This window comes from Acidithiobacillus concretivorus (genome assembly GCF_018853445.1).
Lineage (GTDB): Bacteria > Pseudomonadota > Gammaproteobacteria > Acidithiobacillales > Acidithiobacillaceae > Acidithiobacillus > Acidithiobacillus concretivorus.
Genome location: NZ_JABELD010000119.1, coordinates 1 through 17,654 on the forward strand (window position 1 = coordinate 1; position 17,654 = coordinate 17,654).

The following is a 17,654-nucleotide window of genomic DNA, read 5'->3' on the forward strand; positions in this document are numbered from 1 at the left end:
AAGCCTACCGCAACGCGGCCACCATCCAGTGGCGGGATCGGGATCAGGTTGAAAATGATCAGGATGACATTGATGATAATGCCCGCCTCGCCCATCAATTGCATGGGCGTAGCGATATAAGCCAGAGTCCCGGGAAGATGCCCCCCCAACCACAATATGGCGGTCCAGAAAATGGCCATCAGCAGATTGGCTGCGGGTCCGGCGATGGCTACCCAGACCATGTCGGTTTTCGGCTTTTTCAGGCCACTGAAATTGACCGGTACCGGTTTGGCATAACCAAACAGAAAGGGGGAGTGAAACAGCAACAAAATACCCGGCAGGATAATCGTTCCAAAAGGATCAATATGCTTGACCGGATTCAGGGTCAGGCGCCCCATGAGCATCGCGGTGGGGTCACCCCGCTTCCAGGCCACCCAGCCGTGGGCGACCTCATGCACGGTGATGGCAAATAGCACCGGAATCGCCCAGATCGCAAGGGTACGAACAAAATGTGTGAGATCAAACATGGTCGCGAGTATATCAGCAGGAACTACCGGCCACCTAATACAGCCTATTTGCGGACTATTATTCCAACCCCAGAGCCGCCGGATCCCCGGCCCCCTTGCGCAGCAATTGCGGAGGCCATTGCAACAAATCAATGACGGTAGAGCATTGCGCCCGCCCCTGTCCGGCAAGGATCACCTTATCCACCTGATTACCGAGCAGCGTGCAAATCTCTTCCGGATCAGTCAGCGGAATATCGGCTTCAGGCAATTGCAGGGTCGAACTCATCAAGGGTTCACCCAACTCTGCCAGGAGCATTTCACAAATGGGATGAGCTGGAATACGCACCCCAATACTTCGTTTTTTAGGATCCGCCAGACGCCGTGGAACGTCTTTGGTGGCTGGCAAAATAAAAGTGTAAGGTCCAGGCAAGGCTTTACGCAGCAAAGCAAAAGCGCGGTCATCCAACTTGGCATATTCTGCGAGTTGGGCAATTCCTGGAAAAAGTAGGGAAAGATCATGCTGCAAATCCAGTTGCCGGATACGCCGCAACCGTTCCTGGGCGGCGCGGGCGTCAACCATGCAACCCAAGGCGTAACAGGTGTCGGTCGGAAAAACAATTAACCCTCCAGATCGTAACACATCCAGTACCGGCTCCAGCAGACGCCATTGCGGATTGACTGGATGCACACTAACGCATGAACTCATGTTATCTTTAATCTCCATGAACACTCATACAGAAACCGCAGCGATCATACGCCAGCCCGATCCAATATCGCCAGACCCGATGTCACTGGACGTGGCCCGGCCCACAACCGCAAATTGCCTGCTGCTCATAAGCGGCGGCGTAGAAAGCAGCACGCTGTTATTTCAGCTAGCCCAAACTGAACATCCCCAACCCGTTTTTTTGGACTACGCACAACGCGCCGCCCAACAGGAGTGGAGAGCCGTGCAAATGCTGAGTGAAAGCCTACAAATCCAAGCCCAACGTTATGATCTTTCAGCTTTTGGAAATTCTGTCGGAGCCCTGCGCACGGAGCGCTACCATGTCCCCCTGCCCCATCGTAATTTTTTTGCTATTGCCGCCGTTGCGGCGATTGCCAGCAATTTGAATATACAACGGATTGTGATAGGCCTCAGCGCTGATGATGCACAGGTCGATACCTGCTCACGCCCCGCTTTTCAAAATGCCATCACAAACACCCTGGGAACCTTGAATTTGCAACTGGAAACACCGCTGATTCACCTCAGTAAGGCTGCCATTATAGGCGAGGGGAATCGTTTGCACGTTCCCTGGAAAAAAACCTACAGTTGCCTTTTAGGGCGCGAAAAACACTGCGGTTTTTGTCCCCAGTGCCAAAAAAGACGGGAAGCTTTTGCACAGGCTGGAGCCAATGACCAAGATCTGGGCTATAATCGCTGACCCGATTTCATCTACCCAAAAGGAGGCGGCTCAATCCATGCCCGTTGCCATCCCCACTATGAGAAAGCATCCAACCTGGACTCTGGCGGATATACCCTATGCAAGCATCGAAAAAACCAGGATAGTTGATCAGACAGACTGGTTTTATTTGCTGGCAGGAGCCTCCTTTGTGGAAACCCTGTCTGATCTTTATGCCCGTAATCTGGTCGAATACTTCCAGGAGAATGCTGCGGCTACTACATGGCTCAGCAACGAATGGGAGCAAGAAGAAGTACAACATGGATTAGCCCTGAAAGCCTATGTTCTGCAGATCTGGCCAGACTTCGACTGGGACCGCGCTTATAAAGGCTTTGTGCAAGCTTACATGCCCTACTGCCAAACTGATTTGCTGGGCCCTAGTCAGGCGCTGGAAATGGCGTCTCGCTGCGTCGTAGAGACGGGCACCGCCAGTTTTTACACCATGATCCAGTCAGCCAGCCCGGAACCGGTTCTCCAATTACTGGCTGGTCGCATTCGTGCCGATGAAGTCCATCACTACAAATACTTTTATAAATTCTTTCAGACCTATCAACAGCAGGAAAAAAATTCACGCTGGCGCATTGGCCGAGAACTCTGGAAAAGAGTATCGGAAGTCGATCAGGAAGATAGCTATTTAGCCATCAAAAATGCTTTTGAAGTAAAAAACCCGGGGCAAACTTTTTCAGGTAAGGACTTTGCGGCTTTCCGGGAACGGATGGGAGACTGGGTCAGCCGCCACTATCCCTTCGAAATGGCCATTAAAATGCTGCTAAAACCCGTATCACTACCGCCTACATTACAAAAAATGGCACTGCCCTTGTTGAAACGCAGTGCCCGTAAGGCATTGGCCAGTTAGAAAGACCAAGTGCGAACATTGAGCCTGTCAGGGTGCAACTGAAGCCAGCTAGCGGATTCAAGATGCGTAGCGGTTTTGCCCATAACCCGTACGGCTTGATATTCGCCATGAACAATGGGGTGAGGCATAGACCCTTGCGCCAGTTGATTGTGCAACGGGGTGACGGCATGCACAAAGCTCCCCAAGGCCATAAAAGGCGTGGCCAGCAGCAGAACAAAAACCATATTGCTGAGTGACTTTTTCATGCGTGCTCCTTTTTCCAATCAAGAAGAATGACATAACCAAGCAAACTACGTGCCAGATTTTGAAAAATTCTAACCCCTTCATCCAAAACTGGTATGAAATCTTTTTTTCTACCGGTGGTTACGTCATCTTCTGAAGACGATCAAAATCCTGATAAAATAATTACCTTAGCCAAGTACGCTTTAAAAACTTGCCCAACCTGTCTCCTTACCCCGACAATCAGACGCGCCTCCTCATTCACAGGCCGGTTTTTGTGCTCTAACCATGCTGCGGTCAATTGGCTACAACCTAAGGATTAGGTCTTGAATGCCATTTTATGCTATATTCATGCATCCTGATATTGCATGACTATCATCTTACTGTTCTAAAGAGGAGTTATTGTGACAGAACGAAAATTTTCTTTTTCGATACCGCACGGCTCACACTTTAAAAACAATTCACTGTACATTATTATCTTTCAATTTTTTATTTTTTTAACATTGGTATTATCTTTTCCGGCTGATGCATCTACTAGTCTAAAAATTGACCAGGACAGCAAAGTTTTGCAGGAAATACATGCACAATTAGAACAACCAGTTGACATGCAGCAACTACTTAATTGGCACAAAAGCATCAGCATCATCAAAGACAATGCACAGAAGTGCATCAGCAGCAAGAACAATCAGCTTAAACAAACGGATAACAGCCTGGGAATTCTTGGGCCTGCGGTCACTGGTGAACCACAAAACCTTACGGCATTAAGAACAAAACTACTCAATCGACAAAAAAATCTGCAGGGAGAAGTTGCCACCTGCAAGGTTATTGCGGTAGCCAGTACTGACCTGGAACAAGAAATTGAGAAAAGGCGTGACAATCTGCACGCTCAGATTTTATTACGTAAGGATCAAAACATATGGGCACAAATCAATACTTTTTCGGTTGTAGGTTCAAGCACCTGGACACAGGAAAAAAATTACTGGTTTCATCATAATCATCGCTTTATTTTTGCCCAGAAAAATCTTCAGGTATCCATAGCCATTGGTCTATTTGTTTTTTTACTACTGTTGGTCGTACGTAAATCACTTCCTGAAAGCACAAACCTTGGAACACAACTATCGGCGGCGCAGAAAAGTCTCTATCATTATTTGCCCATTGTCGCTGGAGTTTCCGCAGCCGCACTAGCAGCACACCTGACCGGGGTACTTTCTCCATTTGTGGATATTGTACTGATAACCTGGGGTGGCTATGCCTTGCTGGCGATTCTGGTCACCTGGGCATTACGTCCCAGTGGCGTCGTTTTTCATCATTTCGCCTGGGGTCCAAAAACCTTACGTTCCACATTGCGTACCCTGCGTTTTATTGCTTTTTTAGCCGCCTTTGCAGTGAGCTGGATGATCACTGCCCCACAGGATTTTCTGAATCCACAACAACAGGCTTTTTTATGGTCTATTTACCATCTTTTGGTGATCAGCGCGGTATTCCGGCTGGTCATGGAAGCCGGGGGTAAAAGGCCATTTAAAGCATACCCTTTTTTACGGATTATTATACTGATTGCACTGTTAGCAACGGCCCTATTTACGCTACTGGGTTACCGCAATCTAACCAACTATCTGTTTTTCGGCCTGCTGATGTCCTTATTAGCCCTGGGTATTGGCCTGTTTGTTTCCTGGGGGCTCAGTGATTTCTGGAATTATACCGCGCGCAAAGATGGTCGCTGGCAACATGCGCTGAAGCAGCGTCTGGGACTCAGGGATGATCAAGCACTACCATGGCTTGGTTGGTTCAGTGCGCTGAGTCATATTGCAGTCTGGATGGGCATCGGCGCGTTTATTCTTTATGCCTGGGGACTCACCCATACAGGCTTCTCGTTAATCTGGAAGTATTTCATCACCGGGTTTACTGTTGGAACCTTTCATCTTCAACCTTTCCGCTGGATTATTGCCATTGGATTACTGGTCCTGCTGATTAATATCAATACATTATTACAACGCTACCTTTCTGATAATTCACGTATTATTGATCACATGGAAAGCGGCGCACGCCATTCCATTTTGTCTATTGTACGTTATACGGGTTTTATTATTGCCATACTCATTGCCCTTTCAACAGCAGGTGTTGCCCTCCATAATCTCGCCATTATTGCGGGTGCACTGTCAGTAGGTATTGGCTTTGGATTGCAAAATATTGTCAATAACTTTGTCTCTGGATTGATCCTGTTACTCGAACGTCCAATTCGTGTAGGTGACTGGATTCAGGTCGGCAGCACCCAGGGTTATGTAGAAAAAATGAGCATTCGTTATACATTGATCCTGACTTTTGATCGTACTGAAGTCTTTGTACCCAATTCCGAGCTCATTTCTGGCCAGGTGACCAACTGGATGTATACCAACAGCGTGCTGCGCTTGATGATTCCATTTAATGTTGCCCACAGCGCGGATATTGAACTGGTCAAAGAATTGTTGGTCAAGGAAGGGCAAAATCATCCCGATGTTCTGCAGGATGATCCGCGTGGAATTCCTCCAACTGCATTGTTGCTGGATGTCAGTGAAAATGCCCTGCAGTTTTACTTGCGTGTTTACCTTGATGACTGCAACAAAAGTTTTAACGTCCAGACTGATTTGCGGGCATCGGTCGTGGAAAGTTTGTTACGTCATAATATTCGTCTGGCCCACCAGCAACAGGATGTGCACTTTATTCCCAGTCAAATTTTTCCTGTGGATAGTGTTACCGGTACAATCCAGGATCCGCTGGAATCAGGCAAAGCATGAATCAGTGAATTAATAAATTATCACGATGAATCATGACCCCTTCTGCCACATCGGGGTCATCTGCAATCTCCGCACTTTTTTTACCCAGACAGCGTTGCACCACGTTAGCGTCCCAATTGACCAAGCCTCGGGCAAACACATTACCATCAGGATCCTTGCAAAGTACCAGATCACCGCGATGAAAATTACCTTCCAGAGCGGTTACACCAACCGGTAACAAACTCCCGCCATCCTGCTTGAGCGCGTGGACCGCGCCCGCATCCAGGTGCAGAGTCCCTCTTGCCCGCAAATGCCCGGCCAGCCAGCGTTTACGTGCGTCCAGCTTGGGGAGTCGAGCATGAATGAAGGTACCCAGAGCTTCGCCATCGCGAATGCGCAACAGCACATTGTCGCAGCGACCATTGGCAATAATGGTGGAGGTGCCAGAACGGGCAGCACGAGTCGCTGCACGCACCTTGGCGAGCATACCACCAGTGCCGACACCCGAGCCGCCGCTACCGGCAATCCGTTCCAGCATGGCAGCACCAGCATTCACTTCTGTAAGTAGTTGCGCGTCCGGGTTGCTGCGCGGATCCGCATTAAATACACCATCCTGATCTGTCAGAATAACCAGCAAATCTGCATCCAGCAAATTGCTGACAACAGCGGCGAGCGTATCATTATCACCAAGATTGATGGCGTTGTAAGAAACCGTGTCATTTTCGTTGATAATGGGCAACACATTCATTTCGAGTAAGGTCAACAAGGCAGAACGGGCATTCAGATAGCGGCGACGGCTGCGCAGGTCATCGTGCGTCAACAAGACCTGACCACAATGAATGGGCATTTCATCGGGTTCATCGCACTCTCGAAGCAGTTTTTCATAAGTGTGAATCAAAGCAGATTGGCCAACGCTAGCGGCCGCCTGACGTTCCTTAAGATTCGCGGGTCGGTGCGACCAACCTAAACGCTGCACTCCGGCACTGACGGATCCTGATGAAACCAGAATGACTTCGATACCTGAACGGCGAAGTGTAATAATTTGTCGGACCCAGCCGCCAATAGACTTTCTATCAAGCCCTCTACCCTCATCCGTGAGAAGGCTGCTACCTATTTTTATAACCCAACGCTGTGCTTTTGTCTGCAATAAATTCCGCGATTTATCCGGTGATTTATTTCTCATATCAGCCTAAATTTTCATCAAATAATTTTTAATTATAACATATAATTATAAAAAAATAAACTCAATGCACTGAGAACATATTAATCACATAAAACACGCTATTTTTAATAAAATAGATGATTGCGACATAGCCACTATTCCCAAAGTTGATCTGCCATTCTCGAAACTCAGGTTTCATGTCCTCGACGGGGCGACCGATACGCGACTGATAAGCCAGAATCTAGACCCCGGACCGGAAAGCCTTCATCGCGCGTTGCGCCGCATTGACATCGTACTGCGCCATGGCTTCTCGCATGATCTAGTGCGACGTACGCCGGCGGGCTTCGGCCAGACGACGAATCACTCCCACTCAATAGTTGCCGGTGGCTTGGAAGAAATATCGTAAACCACCCGATTAATACCCGATACTTCATTGATGATTCGGGTGGAAATGCGGCCCAAAACTTCGTAGGGCAAATGCGCCCAGTCTGCCGTCATCCCATCGGACGATTCCACCGCACGCAGGGCAATGGTTTCATCATAAGTGCGGGCATCGCCCATAACCCCCACACTCCGTACGGGCAGCAACACGGCAAATGCCTGCCAAAGCTGATCATATAATCCAGCCTCGCGAATTTCTTCCATGACAATGCGATCCGCACGCCGCAATATTTCCAGACGTGCGGCATCAATGGCGCCCAGACAACGAATCGCCAGACCAGGGCCAGGAAAGGGTTGCCGACGAATAACTTCTTCGGGCATGCCCAATTCCCGACCCAGCTCGCGGACTTCATCCTTGAATAATTCGCGGAGAGGTTCCACCAGTTTCAGATGCATGCGTTCCGGCAACCCGCCCACATTATGATGAGATTTGATGGTGGCACTGGGGCCCTTGAATGATACCGACTCAATCACATCGGGATATAAAGTGCCCTGCGCCAGAAAATCGGCACCTTCCACCTTTTTGGCTTCTTCCTCAAAAATCTCGATGAACAAATTGCCAATAGCCTTGCGCTTTTTTTCGGGATCCGTCACCTGATCCAACACGTCCAGAAAACGCTGCCGGGCATCTATGACCTGCAATGGAATTTGAAAATAATGGCGAAAAACCGTCTGGACCTTTTCGGACTCACCGAAACGCAATAAACCATTATCCACAAAAATACAGGTTAATTGATCACCTATGGCGCGATGAATCAAAACGGCTGCCACAGCCGAATCCACGCCGCCAGACAGGGCTGCAATCACTTTACCCTTGCCGACCTGCGCGCGGATGTTAGCTACGGCGCTATCCACATAAGAATGCATGGTCCATTGACCGTGACAACCGCAAATGCCCCGCACAAAGGCTGTGAGCATTTCTGCCCCACGCGGCGTATGGACTACTTCCAGATGAAATTGCACACCATAAAAATGGCGAACCGGATCCCCAATAGCCGCTAAAGGGGAATTGGCACTACTGGCCAGAATCCGAAATCCGTCTGGCATTTTTTCAATGCGATCACCATGACTCATCCAGACTTCTTCGGTGGCTTCCGCGCTTTTAAAAGGCAGCAAAGGCCCCAAAGCTTCCTGAATCTGCAACTGGGCGCGCCCATATTCCCGATGTTCGGCTTTGGCGACTGCACCACCCAGCACGTGCGCCATTAATTGCAGACCATAACAAATTCCAAGAATGGGCAGACCCAGCGCAAATATACCCGGATCCACCATGGGTGCATCCTGATCATGAACAGATGACGGCCCCCCCGACAAAATAATCCCTTGAGGTTCAAAATTCTGTATATCTGTCAAAGGCATATAATGCGGATGTATTTCGCAATAAACATGCGCTTCACGCACTCGCCGGGCGATCAACTGGGTGAACTGGGAACCGAAATCGAGAATCAGGATGCGTTCTTGCATGGGTCACTCCACCCGATAGTTAGGGGCTTCTTTGGTAATATTGACGTCGTGAACATGACTTTCACGGACGCCGGCCTGGGTGATCTTGATGAAACGGGCGCGATTGCGTAAGGCGGTCAAGTCTTCGGCACCCAGGTAACCCATGCTGGAACGTAATCCACCCAGCAATTGATGAATCACCTGCCCGGCCGGCCCCTTATAGGGAACCCGTCCCTCCACTCCCTCTGGAACCAGCTTGGGCGCTTCCGGGCTGGCATCCTGAAAATACCGGTCAGCCGACCCCTGTTGCATAGCCCCTAAAGAACCCATCCCGCGATAAGCTTTATAGGAGCGGCCCTGATACAGTTCGATTTCTCCAGGAGCTTCATCCGTACCCGCCAGCAAACCTCCAACCATTACCGAGTGGGCTCCGGCGGCCAGCGCCTTGGCAAAATCACCCGAAAAACGAATGCCACCGTCCGCAATCAGGGGCACACCGGTATTGGCCAGGGCATCTGCCACATTACTGATGGCCGTCACCTGCGGCACACCGACACCGGCCACAATCCGGGTAGTACAAATAGAGCCCGGCCCAATGCCGACCTTCACCCCGTCTGCGCCCGCCTCCACCAGTGCCAGTGCCGCATCAGCAGTAGCGATATTGCCACCAATGACATCCACGTCCGGGTAACGTTCCTTGATCCACCGCACCCGATCCAGAACGCCCTGGCTGTGACCATGCGCCGTATCTACAATGATGACATCAACCCCGGCCTCTGCCAGTGCCTGCACCCGGGCATCGGTGCCCTCCCCTACACCCACGGCCGCGCCAACCAGCAAACGTCCTTGGGCATCACGACAAGCCAGAGGATGCTCCGTCGCCTTGCGAATATCTTTGACCGTAATCAGACCTCGCAACTCAAAGTCCTCATTAACAACCAGAATTTTTTCAATGCGGTGCTGATGCAATAGCGCCTTGGTGGCATCCAAACTGGTACCTTCCGGAACCGTAACCAACCTGTCCCTGGGGGTCATCACACTACTCACCGGTGCATCCATGCGCGTTTCAAAACGCAGGTCACGGTGGGTCACAATGCCTTCCAGACGTTCTCCATCTACCACTGGCACACCGGAAATGCCATGCAGGGCCATAATCTGTAGCACTTCGCGGATACTGACGTTGGCACGCGTAGTGATGGGGTCCTTAATCACTCCTGCCTCAAATTTCTTGACCCGTCGCACCAAAGCCGCCTGCTGATCCGGCGACATGTTTTTGTGGACGATACCAATACCGCCTTCCTGCGCCAGCCCGATGGCCATGGCGGCTTCCGTCACCGTATCCATGGCCGCCGACAACAAGGGAATATTAAGGCGGATGCGTCGACTCAACTGCGTTGAAATCTGGACGTTGCGGGGAAGCACTACAGAATGGGCAGGTACGAGCAGGACATCATCAAAGGTCAGAGCTTCGCCGATCAGTTGCATAATGGATCACCTATAACAAGAAAGGGGCCGGGTGTGCGCATCCCAGCCCCGTGATAAAAGGCATCCCGAACTATAGCCAATGAGAAGCCATTTTTCCAGTATGTAGAATTGATTCGGAATTGACCGAAGCGGTCTGAGCCTGCTAACTTGTCGCATACAAAGCCCCGGGCTGCCCATACCATAACGAAACAATGCAATGACTGTTTCCATTATCGTTCCCTGCCATAATGAATCGGGCAACCTGAAAATCCTTCATGAGCGGGTGAGTGGCATCATGGATGCCTGTGGAGAACCCTGGGAAATGGTCTGTGTCAACGATGGCAGCACAGATGATACCCTCCTCCAGCTGATCGCCCTGCACCAGCAAGACCCTCGCATTCACGTTATAGACTTGTCCCGCAACTTTGGTAAAGAAGCTGCTTTAACTGCTGGTTTGGACGCAGCCCAAGGTGATGCTGCCATTCCTCTGGATGCAGACCTGCAGGACCCACCAGAGCTTATCCCTGAATTGCTTGCCCAATGGCGCGATGGTTATGATGTGGTCAACGCCGTACGCCTCTCCCGGGAGGGGGAGTCCTGGCTCAAACGTGCTTCAGCCCATTTCTTTTACCGGGCGATCAACCGGATGAGCGTTGTAGATATTCCCGCTGATACAGGTGACTTCCGGCTGTTGTCGCGTCCGGTACTGGATGCCTTGCAAAGCCTTCCAGAACGCCGTCGCTTCATGAAAGGACTATTTGCCTGGGTAGGTTTTCGTAGTACAAATGTTTACTACCATCGTGCCCCACGACATAGCGGCAAAACCACCTGGAATTACTGGAAACTTTGGAATTTTGCCGTCGAAGGCGTTACCTCATTTAGCCAGGTACCCCTACAATTAGCGGCTTATCTGGGTTTTATCGTCTCCGGTCTGGCTTTCCTTTATGCCTTGTGGCTGATTATCAGCACCCTCGTTTATGGAAACCCTGTCAAGGGATATCCTTCCATGATGGTCACCCTGTTGTTTTTAGGCGGAGTGCAATTGATGGCGCTTGGTGTCATCGGTGAATATCTGGGAAGGATTTACGAGGAAAGCAAGCATCGCCCTCTTTATCTGATACGAAAAAAGTGGAATAAATTATAATCATATAATTCAAGCAATTATAATAACATATACTTGTTGATTTTTTCATTTTTAATACTGGTTTTCTGCATATATTGATATTGTTTATGTCATAACATCACCCTACGCTGCTTTTCCCCGATTTTTCAGGTACACTGTCGCCCAGAATGACGGACCACCCTTGCTAGGGATCAGCCTTGGTATCTTTAAAGTCTTTTATAAGCAGTCAGTTAAATATTGCAGAGGCCATTACGGACACCTCTGCCGATGTAGCGACTCCGCTCCCCATGCAGATTCCTGGCGCGCAGGTAACGCCGCGAGCAGAGCATAATATCTCCCGGAGGGATATTAGTGACGGTGCCTTGCAGGTACTGAATGGCTTGCATCGGGCGGGTTTTCAGGCCTACATGGTCGGCGGGGGGGTGCGTGATCTGCTTCTGGGTCGCGAACCCAAGGACTTTGATGTGGCCACGGACGCGCATCCGGAGCAGGTTCGCAAACTGTTTCGGCGTAATGCCCGTCTGATTGGGCGGCGCTTTATTCTGGTGCATGTCCAGTTTGGCAGTGAAATCATTGAAGTGGCGACATTCCGGGGCGGCGCCGATAGCAAAAAGAAGGAAGCCAGTGAGCGTAGTGAAAGCGGACGCATTCTGGCCGATAATGTTTACGGATCGCTGGAAGAAGATGCCCGTCGCCGGGATTTCACGGCCAATGCCTTGTATTACAACATTGCTGATCGCGGCATTCTGGATTTCTCCACAGGTATGGAAGATTTGCGGGCGGGCCTTTTACGCATTATTGGGGATCCTGAACAACGCTATCGCGAAGATCCGGTACGCATGTTGCGGGCAGTGCGCTTTGCCGCAAAACTGGGTTTCTCGCTGGACGAAGCTGCCCGTGCGCCCATCAGCATCTGTCGGGACTGCTTGCAAGAAGTGCCCTCCGCGCGACTTTTTGAGGAAACCCTCAAGCTGTTTTTGAATGGCAACGCCCGGTCCAGCTTTGAATTACTCCGCCAACATGGCCTGTTTGCTGCGTTATTCCCACAAGTTGACGCTCTCCTCGATACGGACAACGCCGAACCCGCCCGAATTTTATTACAGGGCGCTCTGGAGGGGACTGATCAGCGGGTTCACGACGGCAAATCCGTCACCCCGGCCTTTTTGTTTGCTGCCCTGTTCTGGCCGGTTTTGCAACAACAAAGTCAGGTGCTGGAGCAACAAGGAAAACCTGCTGCCATTGCGTTGCAGCAGGCGGCCAGCGATATTCTCCAGGATTGCATGGGCCGGGTAGCCGTACCACGGCGTTTTTCGCTGCCCATGCGCGAAATCTGGGATCTTCAGGCGCGCTTTCTGCGCAGAGGCGGAAGGCGTCCCCATGCGCTACTCGCCCATCCCCGCTTCCGTGCAGCCTTTGACTTTTTATTACTACGGATTCAAGCCGGAGAGCTCCCTGCTGAATTAGGAAACTGGTGGGAACAATTTCAGACCGCCGATCATGAAGGGCGCCGCACCCTGATTGAAGCCGCCCGTTTAGAGGAAAATGGACAGGAAACCGCTCTTGGCCCTCTGCCTGCGACCCGCAGCCGTCGTCCAAGACGCCGGCGTCGCCGTAATCCCCGTGCAGATTCTGCCACTGCACAAACCACGGCAAACACTACAGCAGATACTGAGGAAGCGACAGACAACGGCTGACAAGGTCGTCCGTCTATCCGCCCCATGGAAGCAGATTCCGCCAATCTCCTCCCCTTGCTGGAAAACCAGTGGGGAGCTGCAAGGCTGGAGCATCTGCGGCAAATTGGCCGTATCGCCCAACAACTGGGCACCCCTGCCTATCTGGTTGGCGGTGCGGTCCGCGACCTGTTTTTAAAGCGCGACGCGCCCGATCTGGATGTGGCCGTAGAAGGGGATACACGCGCACTAGCTGAAGCTTGCAAAGCGCAGATTCATAGCACGCACTATCAGTTTCATGCCCAGTTCGGCACGGCTATTCTGGAAAGCAGCCAGGGGATGGCTCTGGATCTTGCCCAGTGCCGACTGGAGCACTACCCCGCTCCGGCTGCTCTGCCGGAGGTTCGGCCCGGAAATATTCAGACCGACCTGGCGCGCCGGGACTTTACCGTCAATGCCATGGCTATCCGGCTGAATCCTCAACAATTCGGGATTCTGCTTGACCCTTATGATGGACAGGCCGATTTACAGGCCGGTTTACTCAGAACCCTGCATTCCCGGTCGTTTCTGGATGATCCCACCCGCATATTGCGGGGATTACGCTTTGCCACACGTTTTCAGATGGATTTAGCTCCGGAAAGTCATCAGCAACTCAAACAAGCCCTGCAAGCAGACATTTTTACCCCACTAAGTGGCGCAAGATTGTGGCGGGAACTCCGCTACCTGCTAGAACTGGAAGCACTACCCAGTGCATTACCCCTGCTGAGTGCCTGGAAGCTCTGGTTTTTGCTGCGCCCAAAGCCACCCGCAAGCAGCACCCTGCCGACTTTGCTGCAGCGTGGTCACGAACAAATCCAGTGGCTACAAGCACAGTTTCCTGATGAGCCGCTGGACGTTTTTATCCCCATGCTGATCCTCATCTGGCAGGATGTCCGCCTATCCGATATTCAACACTGTCTCGACCGGTGGCCGGTTCCAGACCGGGGTCGATTGCTGGCGGATCTCCGGGCCCTGCCCGGCTTGCCAGAAACCCTGCTGAAGGCAAAGCATCCCAGTCAAAAGGCAAACATCTGGCAAGGCGTCTCGGTCGCGGGCATACTGGCGGCTATGGCGATTTATGCCGATAACGCGACAATTGTGGACAGCGCCCGCCTTTACTTGCAGGTACAGAAACATCTCCCGTCACTACTCAACGGGCAGGAACTGCAAACGCTGGGGCTAAAAGCCGGACCGTCCCTGGGAAAAACATTGAAATTATTACGGGAAGCCCAACTGAATGGCGAAATCTCGAACAAGGAAAATGCGCAACAATGGTTGATCAAACAGGGTATTCTGCCGCCGAACCTGCTGTAATTGCCTGGATCAGTATCGGCAGTAATCTTGCGCAGCCCGTGCAACAGGTGCAAAAAGCTCTTCAGGCTTTGGCAAAATTGCCGGATTCAAAACTGCTCTGGCGTTCGCATCTCTATCGCACGGAGCCGGTAGGCGGCGTCGAACAACCGGCGTTCATCAATGCGGTAGCCCGTTTGCAAACCACTTTTTCCGCCCCGGTCCTGATGCAGGCCCTGCAAAATCTGGAAGCCGTTGCGGGCCGACAACGCAGTGCTGAAGTATTCTGGGGTCCACGTATTCTTGATCTGGATTTATTGAGTTATGGTAATCTCATTTCCCATGATCCTGGCCTGCGCATACCGCATCCGCGCATGAGCGAGAGAGCCTTTGTCCTGATTCCACTTGCGGAGTTTGATCCAGCGCTGAACATACCCGGATGTGGATGTATTGCCGACTATTTGCCCGCTGTTACTGAGCAGTCTGTCACACGCCTACCCGAATCGGCCATGCCCAAGAAAACTTTACGCACGCACAGGGCCAACGCGTGACCCATCAGCGCATCATCAGCATTGAGGGACCCATAGGGGCCGGCAAAACAAGCTTGGCCCGTCTTCTTGCAGATTATTTTCAAGGCGAATTAATTCTTGAAAAGCCTGAAGAAAATCCCTTCCTGCCCGGTTTTTATCGACAACCCGGTGGCGAACTGGCCACCGAACTACAGTTTTTACTCCAACGCCAGGCGCAGTGGCAGACGGCAACAATGTCCAATGCCTACGTCATCAGCGACTACAGCGTCCGCAAAGACGAAATATTTACGCCGCTGACGCTTAATGCAGCGGAACTCCAGTTGTTTCAGCAAATCAAAACGCAGCTGCATTACCAAGCTCCGCCCGCCGCTTTGCTGATTTTTCTGGATGCCCCCCTCGCCACACTCAAAGAACGTATCCTGTCCCGGGCCAGAGCCTATGAACAAAATCTCGATACGACTTACCTGGCCAAAGTCCAACAGGCATATCAGCACTGGCGCAGCAACTACACCGCGCCCTGTCTGAAAATCAACACCGCAGAACTGGATTTTGTCCATGAAGAGCGGCACAATGAAAACTTGATTAAAATGGTCAAGTATCACCTGCAAGATGTTTGAGGAGCACAATGCACAAGAAAATTTCCCGCTGGGTTAAAGACAAACAACAGGGCATCAAACGGGCGCTGGTAACCGCCTACGATTACCCCACGGCACGCTTTGCAGCGGCAGCAGGCATGCACGGTGTTCTGGTCGGAGACTCTCTGGGGATGGTCGTCTGTGGGGATGATGACACGCTCAATGTCACTCTGGAGCAGATGTGCTATCACACCCGCATGGTGCGTCGTGGCGCGGGTGAATGCCTGGTATTTGCCGACCTCCCCTTTGGCAGCTATGAGAAAAGTCCAGAACAGGCATGGGAGTCGGCAGGTGAATTACTGCGGGCCGGGGCCGATGTCATCAAACTGGAAGGCGGTGTAGAAATGGCAGCGACGGTGGCTTTCTGTGCAGAACGCGGCATCAATATTTGTGCCCATATTGGCCTGACCCCCCAGCGCGTTCGTCAGTGGGGCAGCTTCCAGCGCCAGGGAAGCACCGAAGCCGAGGCTCAGCGCCTGCATCATGAAGCTGCAACCCTCAGCAAGGCAGGGGCGCGCTTTGTGGTTATGGAAGCCGTCCCCGATCATGTTGCTGCCAAAATCAGCAGGGCCATTGATGCTGTCACTATTGGCATTGGTGCCGGTCCTGACACCGACGCTCAGGTGCTGGTAGCCCATGATGTATTAGGGTTGGAGGCAGAAAGCCCACCCTTCGCACGTCGCTATCTGGAAGCCGGAAACCTGCAGCAGAAAGCTTTCGCTCAATATGTTCAGGACGTGGCCAGCGGCAATTTCCCGCCCCGAAGCCCACACTGACATGCCGATATTCAAGGACATTGCCAGCTTGCGTCAGTGGCGCCAAAGCCTGCGCGGTACCCTGGCGTTTGTTCCCACCATGGGAAACCTGCACGATGGTCACCTGGCTCTGGTGCGCCTGGCGGCCGCGCGTGCCGAACAGGTGCTGGTCAGCATTTACGTCAACCCGCTACAATTCGGGCCGCAGGAAGATTTCGCACAGTATCCGCGCAGTCTTGACAAGGATTTGCAGCAACTCCACGCAGCGGGATGTTCCACCGTTTTCACCCCGGACGATGCATTGATGTATCCGCGTGGCAGAAAGGATCTTTCCATTATCATACCGCCTCACAGCCTGGCCAAAGTCCTTTGTGGGGCCAGTCGTCCGGGACATTTTGCCGGGGTCTGCACGGTAGTGAACAAGCTCTTGCAGATGGTTCAGCCCGAAATTCTGATCCTCGGCGAAAAAGACTATCAGCAACTGCGGATTGTTCAGCAAATGGTAGCGGATATGAACATGACGGTGCAGGTTCTCCCCGGCCCTGTTCAAAGAGAAGCCGACGGATTGGCCTACAGCTCACGCAATGCACGACTTAGTCCTGGCGAGCGACAAATGGCTCCCCGGTTGGCTGCCACACTGTTTGATCTGGTACAGCGCAGCACGCCTCAGGCATCTGTTGCCGAATTGGCCCTAGCCGGTCGAGAAAGTCTCGAACAGGCAGGATTCGTCGTGGATTATCTCGAATTACGAGATAGCGAAACCCTACAAGCCGTGAATATCGCGCAGCCCGGTGCACGCTGGTTTGCGGCTGCGCATCTTGGGCAGACCCGGCTCATTGACAATGTTATGATTCCCTTATGAACTCACGTCTCCGCGAAATCCCCTACAACTACACATCTTTTTCCGATGGCGAAATCGTCTCGCGCCTGATCGGTCAGGAAGCCTGGCGCATTCTTGAAGACCTGCGCGAACAAAGAGTTACCGGACGTTCGGCGCGCATGCTTTTTGAGGTATTGGGTGATCTCTGGGTAGTAGAGCGTAATCCCTATATTCAGGATGACCTGGCCCGCGATAAGAGCCGGCGCGAAGCCCTGTGGAATGCGCTGGCCCATCGCCTCAACGACATCAGAGCGCGCGCTGAGGGTAATGCACTGGTCTTACGGCTTCTGGACAACACCCGGGAAGCTGTCCGGACTTTCACCCGGCAATTTGATGAAGATTTGCAGTTGCGCAAAAAATCGGAAAAACGTCTCCTGAAAATATCGGCTCGGGACAATGTCGATTTCAGTGCCTATGCGCGCATCGCCCATATCACCGACGCTTCCGACTGGCGGGTGGAAATTCCTTTTGTA

The 17,654-nt window shown here is 51.8% G+C and carries 17 protein-coding genes; 11 read left to right on the top strand and 6 right to left on the bottom strand.

Annotated elements, in window-relative coordinates; genetic code table 11:
- A partial coding sequence (locus tag HJG40_RS13100) for a site-2 protease family protein (RefSeq protein WP_215864605.1) occupies window positions 1-506 on the bottom strand: 506 nt, incomplete at its 3' end.
- A gap of 58 nt (window positions 507-564) precedes the next feature.
- Window positions 565-1,191: an L-threonylcarbamoyladenylate synthase gene (locus HJG40_RS13105; RefSeq protein ID WP_215864606.1), complete on the bottom strand. Its 627-nt coding sequence runs from the start codon at window positions 1,189-1,191 to the stop codon at window positions 565-567.
- Between the two features lie 16 nt (window positions 1,192-1,207).
- On the opposite strand from HJG40_RS13105, the gene HJG40_RS13110 reads away from it, so the two are divergent.
- Both HJG40_RS13110 and HJG40_RS13115 read left to right on the top strand, forming a co-directional pair.
- Window positions 1,208-1,906 (top strand): 7-cyano-7-deazaguanine synthase, encoded by a 699-nt coding sequence (locus HJG40_RS13110; RefSeq protein ID WP_215864607.1) that lies wholly within the window; start codon window positions 1,208-1,210, stop codon window positions 1,904-1,906.
- On the top strand, window positions 1,878-2,780 hold the full coding sequence (locus HJG40_RS13115; RefSeq protein ID WP_226857453.1) for a ferritin-like domain-containing protein: 903 nt from the start codon (window positions 1,878-1,880) through the stop codon (window positions 2,778-2,780). Before HJG40_RS13110 ends, HJG40_RS13115 begins: the two co-directional genes overlap by 29 nt.
- On the opposite strand, the gene HJG40_RS13120 is transcribed toward HJG40_RS13115, so the two are convergent.
- Window positions 2,777-3,025, bottom strand: coding sequence for a hypothetical protein (locus HJG40_RS13120; RefSeq protein ID WP_215864608.1), 249 nt, complete (start codon window positions 3,023-3,025; stop codon window positions 2,777-2,779). The genes HJG40_RS13115 and HJG40_RS13120 overlap by 4 nt on opposite strands.
- 579 nt (window positions 3,026-3,604) lie before the next feature.
- On the opposite strand from HJG40_RS13120, the gene HJG40_RS13125 reads away from it, so the two are divergent.
- Entirely contained in the window at window positions 3,605-5,770 is a 2,166-nt protein-coding gene (locus HJG40_RS13125) for a mechanosensitive ion channel family protein (RefSeq protein WP_226857454.1), read from the top strand.
- Window position 5,771: 1 nt separating this feature from the next.
- On the opposite strand, the gene proB is transcribed toward HJG40_RS13125, so the two are convergent.
- The 3 genes from proB to guaB form a co-directional block, all read right to left on the bottom strand.
- Complete coding sequence (gene proB / locus HJG40_RS13130) at window positions 5,772-6,932, bottom strand: glutamate 5-kinase (RefSeq protein WP_215864609.1); 1,161 nt, start codon at window positions 6,930-6,932, stop codon at window positions 5,772-5,774.
- 339 nt (window positions 6,933-7,271) lie between these two features.
- On the bottom strand, window positions 7,272-8,816 hold the full coding sequence (guaA, locus tag HJG40_RS13135; protein ID WP_215864610.1) for a glutamine-hydrolyzing GMP synthase: 1,545 nt from the start codon (window positions 8,814-8,816) through the stop codon (window positions 7,272-7,274).
- A gap of 3 nt (window positions 8,817-8,819) precedes the next feature.
- On the bottom strand, window positions 8,820-10,280 hold the full coding sequence (guaB, locus tag HJG40_RS13140; protein WP_215864611.1) for an IMP dehydrogenase: 1,461 nt from the start codon (window positions 10,278-10,280) through the stop codon (window positions 8,820-8,822).
- A 196-nt stretch (window positions 10,281-10,476) separates the two neighbouring features.
- On the opposite strand from guaB, the gene HJG40_RS13145 reads away from it, so the two are divergent.
- The 8 genes from HJG40_RS13145 to HJG40_RS13180 form a co-directional block, all read left to right on the top strand.
- Window positions 10,477-11,403 carry a glycosyltransferase family 2 protein gene (locus tag HJG40_RS13145; protein ID WP_215864612.1) on the top strand — a complete coding sequence of 309 codons (927 nt, stop codon included), beginning with the start codon at window positions 10,477-10,479 and terminating at the stop codon, window positions 11,401-11,403.
- 176 nt (window positions 11,404-11,579) lie between these two features.
- Window positions 11,580-13,076 (top strand): polynucleotide adenylyltransferase PcnB, encoded by a 1,497-nt coding sequence (pcnB, locus tag HJG40_RS13150; RefSeq protein WP_215864613.1) that lies wholly within the window; start codon window positions 11,580-11,582, stop codon window positions 13,074-13,076.
- 24 nt (window positions 13,077-13,100) lie between these two features.
- Complete coding sequence (locus tag HJG40_RS13155; RefSeq protein ID WP_215864614.1) at window positions 13,101-14,405, top strand: CCA tRNA nucleotidyltransferase; 1,305 nt, start codon at window positions 13,101-13,103, stop codon at window positions 14,403-14,405.
- Window positions 14,363-14,932 (top strand): 2-amino-4-hydroxy-6-hydroxymethyldihydropteridine diphosphokinase, encoded by a 570-nt coding sequence (gene folK, locus HJG40_RS13160; protein WP_215864615.1) that lies wholly within the window; start codon window positions 14,363-14,365, stop codon window positions 14,930-14,932. Before HJG40_RS13155 ends, folK begins: the two co-directional genes overlap by 43 nt.
- Window positions 14,929-15,528, top strand: a complete 600-nt coding sequence (locus HJG40_RS13165; protein WP_215864616.1) for a deoxynucleoside kinase — start codon at window positions 14,929-14,931, stop codon at window positions 15,526-15,528. The genes folK and HJG40_RS13165 overlap by 4 nt, the downstream gene beginning before the upstream one ends.
- 8 nt (window positions 15,529-15,536) lie before the next feature.
- Window positions 15,537-16,322: a 3-methyl-2-oxobutanoate hydroxymethyltransferase gene (gene panB / locus HJG40_RS13170; RefSeq protein WP_215864617.1), complete on the top strand. Its 786-nt coding sequence runs from the start codon at window positions 15,537-15,539 to the stop codon at window positions 16,320-16,322.
- A 1-nt stretch (window position 16,323) separates the two neighbouring features.
- Window positions 16,324-17,163 carry a pantoate--beta-alanine ligase gene (panC, locus tag HJG40_RS13175; protein ID WP_215864618.1) on the top strand — a complete coding sequence of 280 codons (840 nt, stop codon included), beginning with the start codon at window positions 16,324-16,326 and terminating at the stop codon, window positions 17,161-17,163.
- The coding region (locus HJG40_RS13180) for a DUF3683 domain-containing protein (RefSeq protein ID WP_215864619.1) at window positions 17,160-17,654 on the top strand (495 nt) is incomplete at its 3' end. The genes panC and HJG40_RS13180, both read left to right, overlap by 4 nt.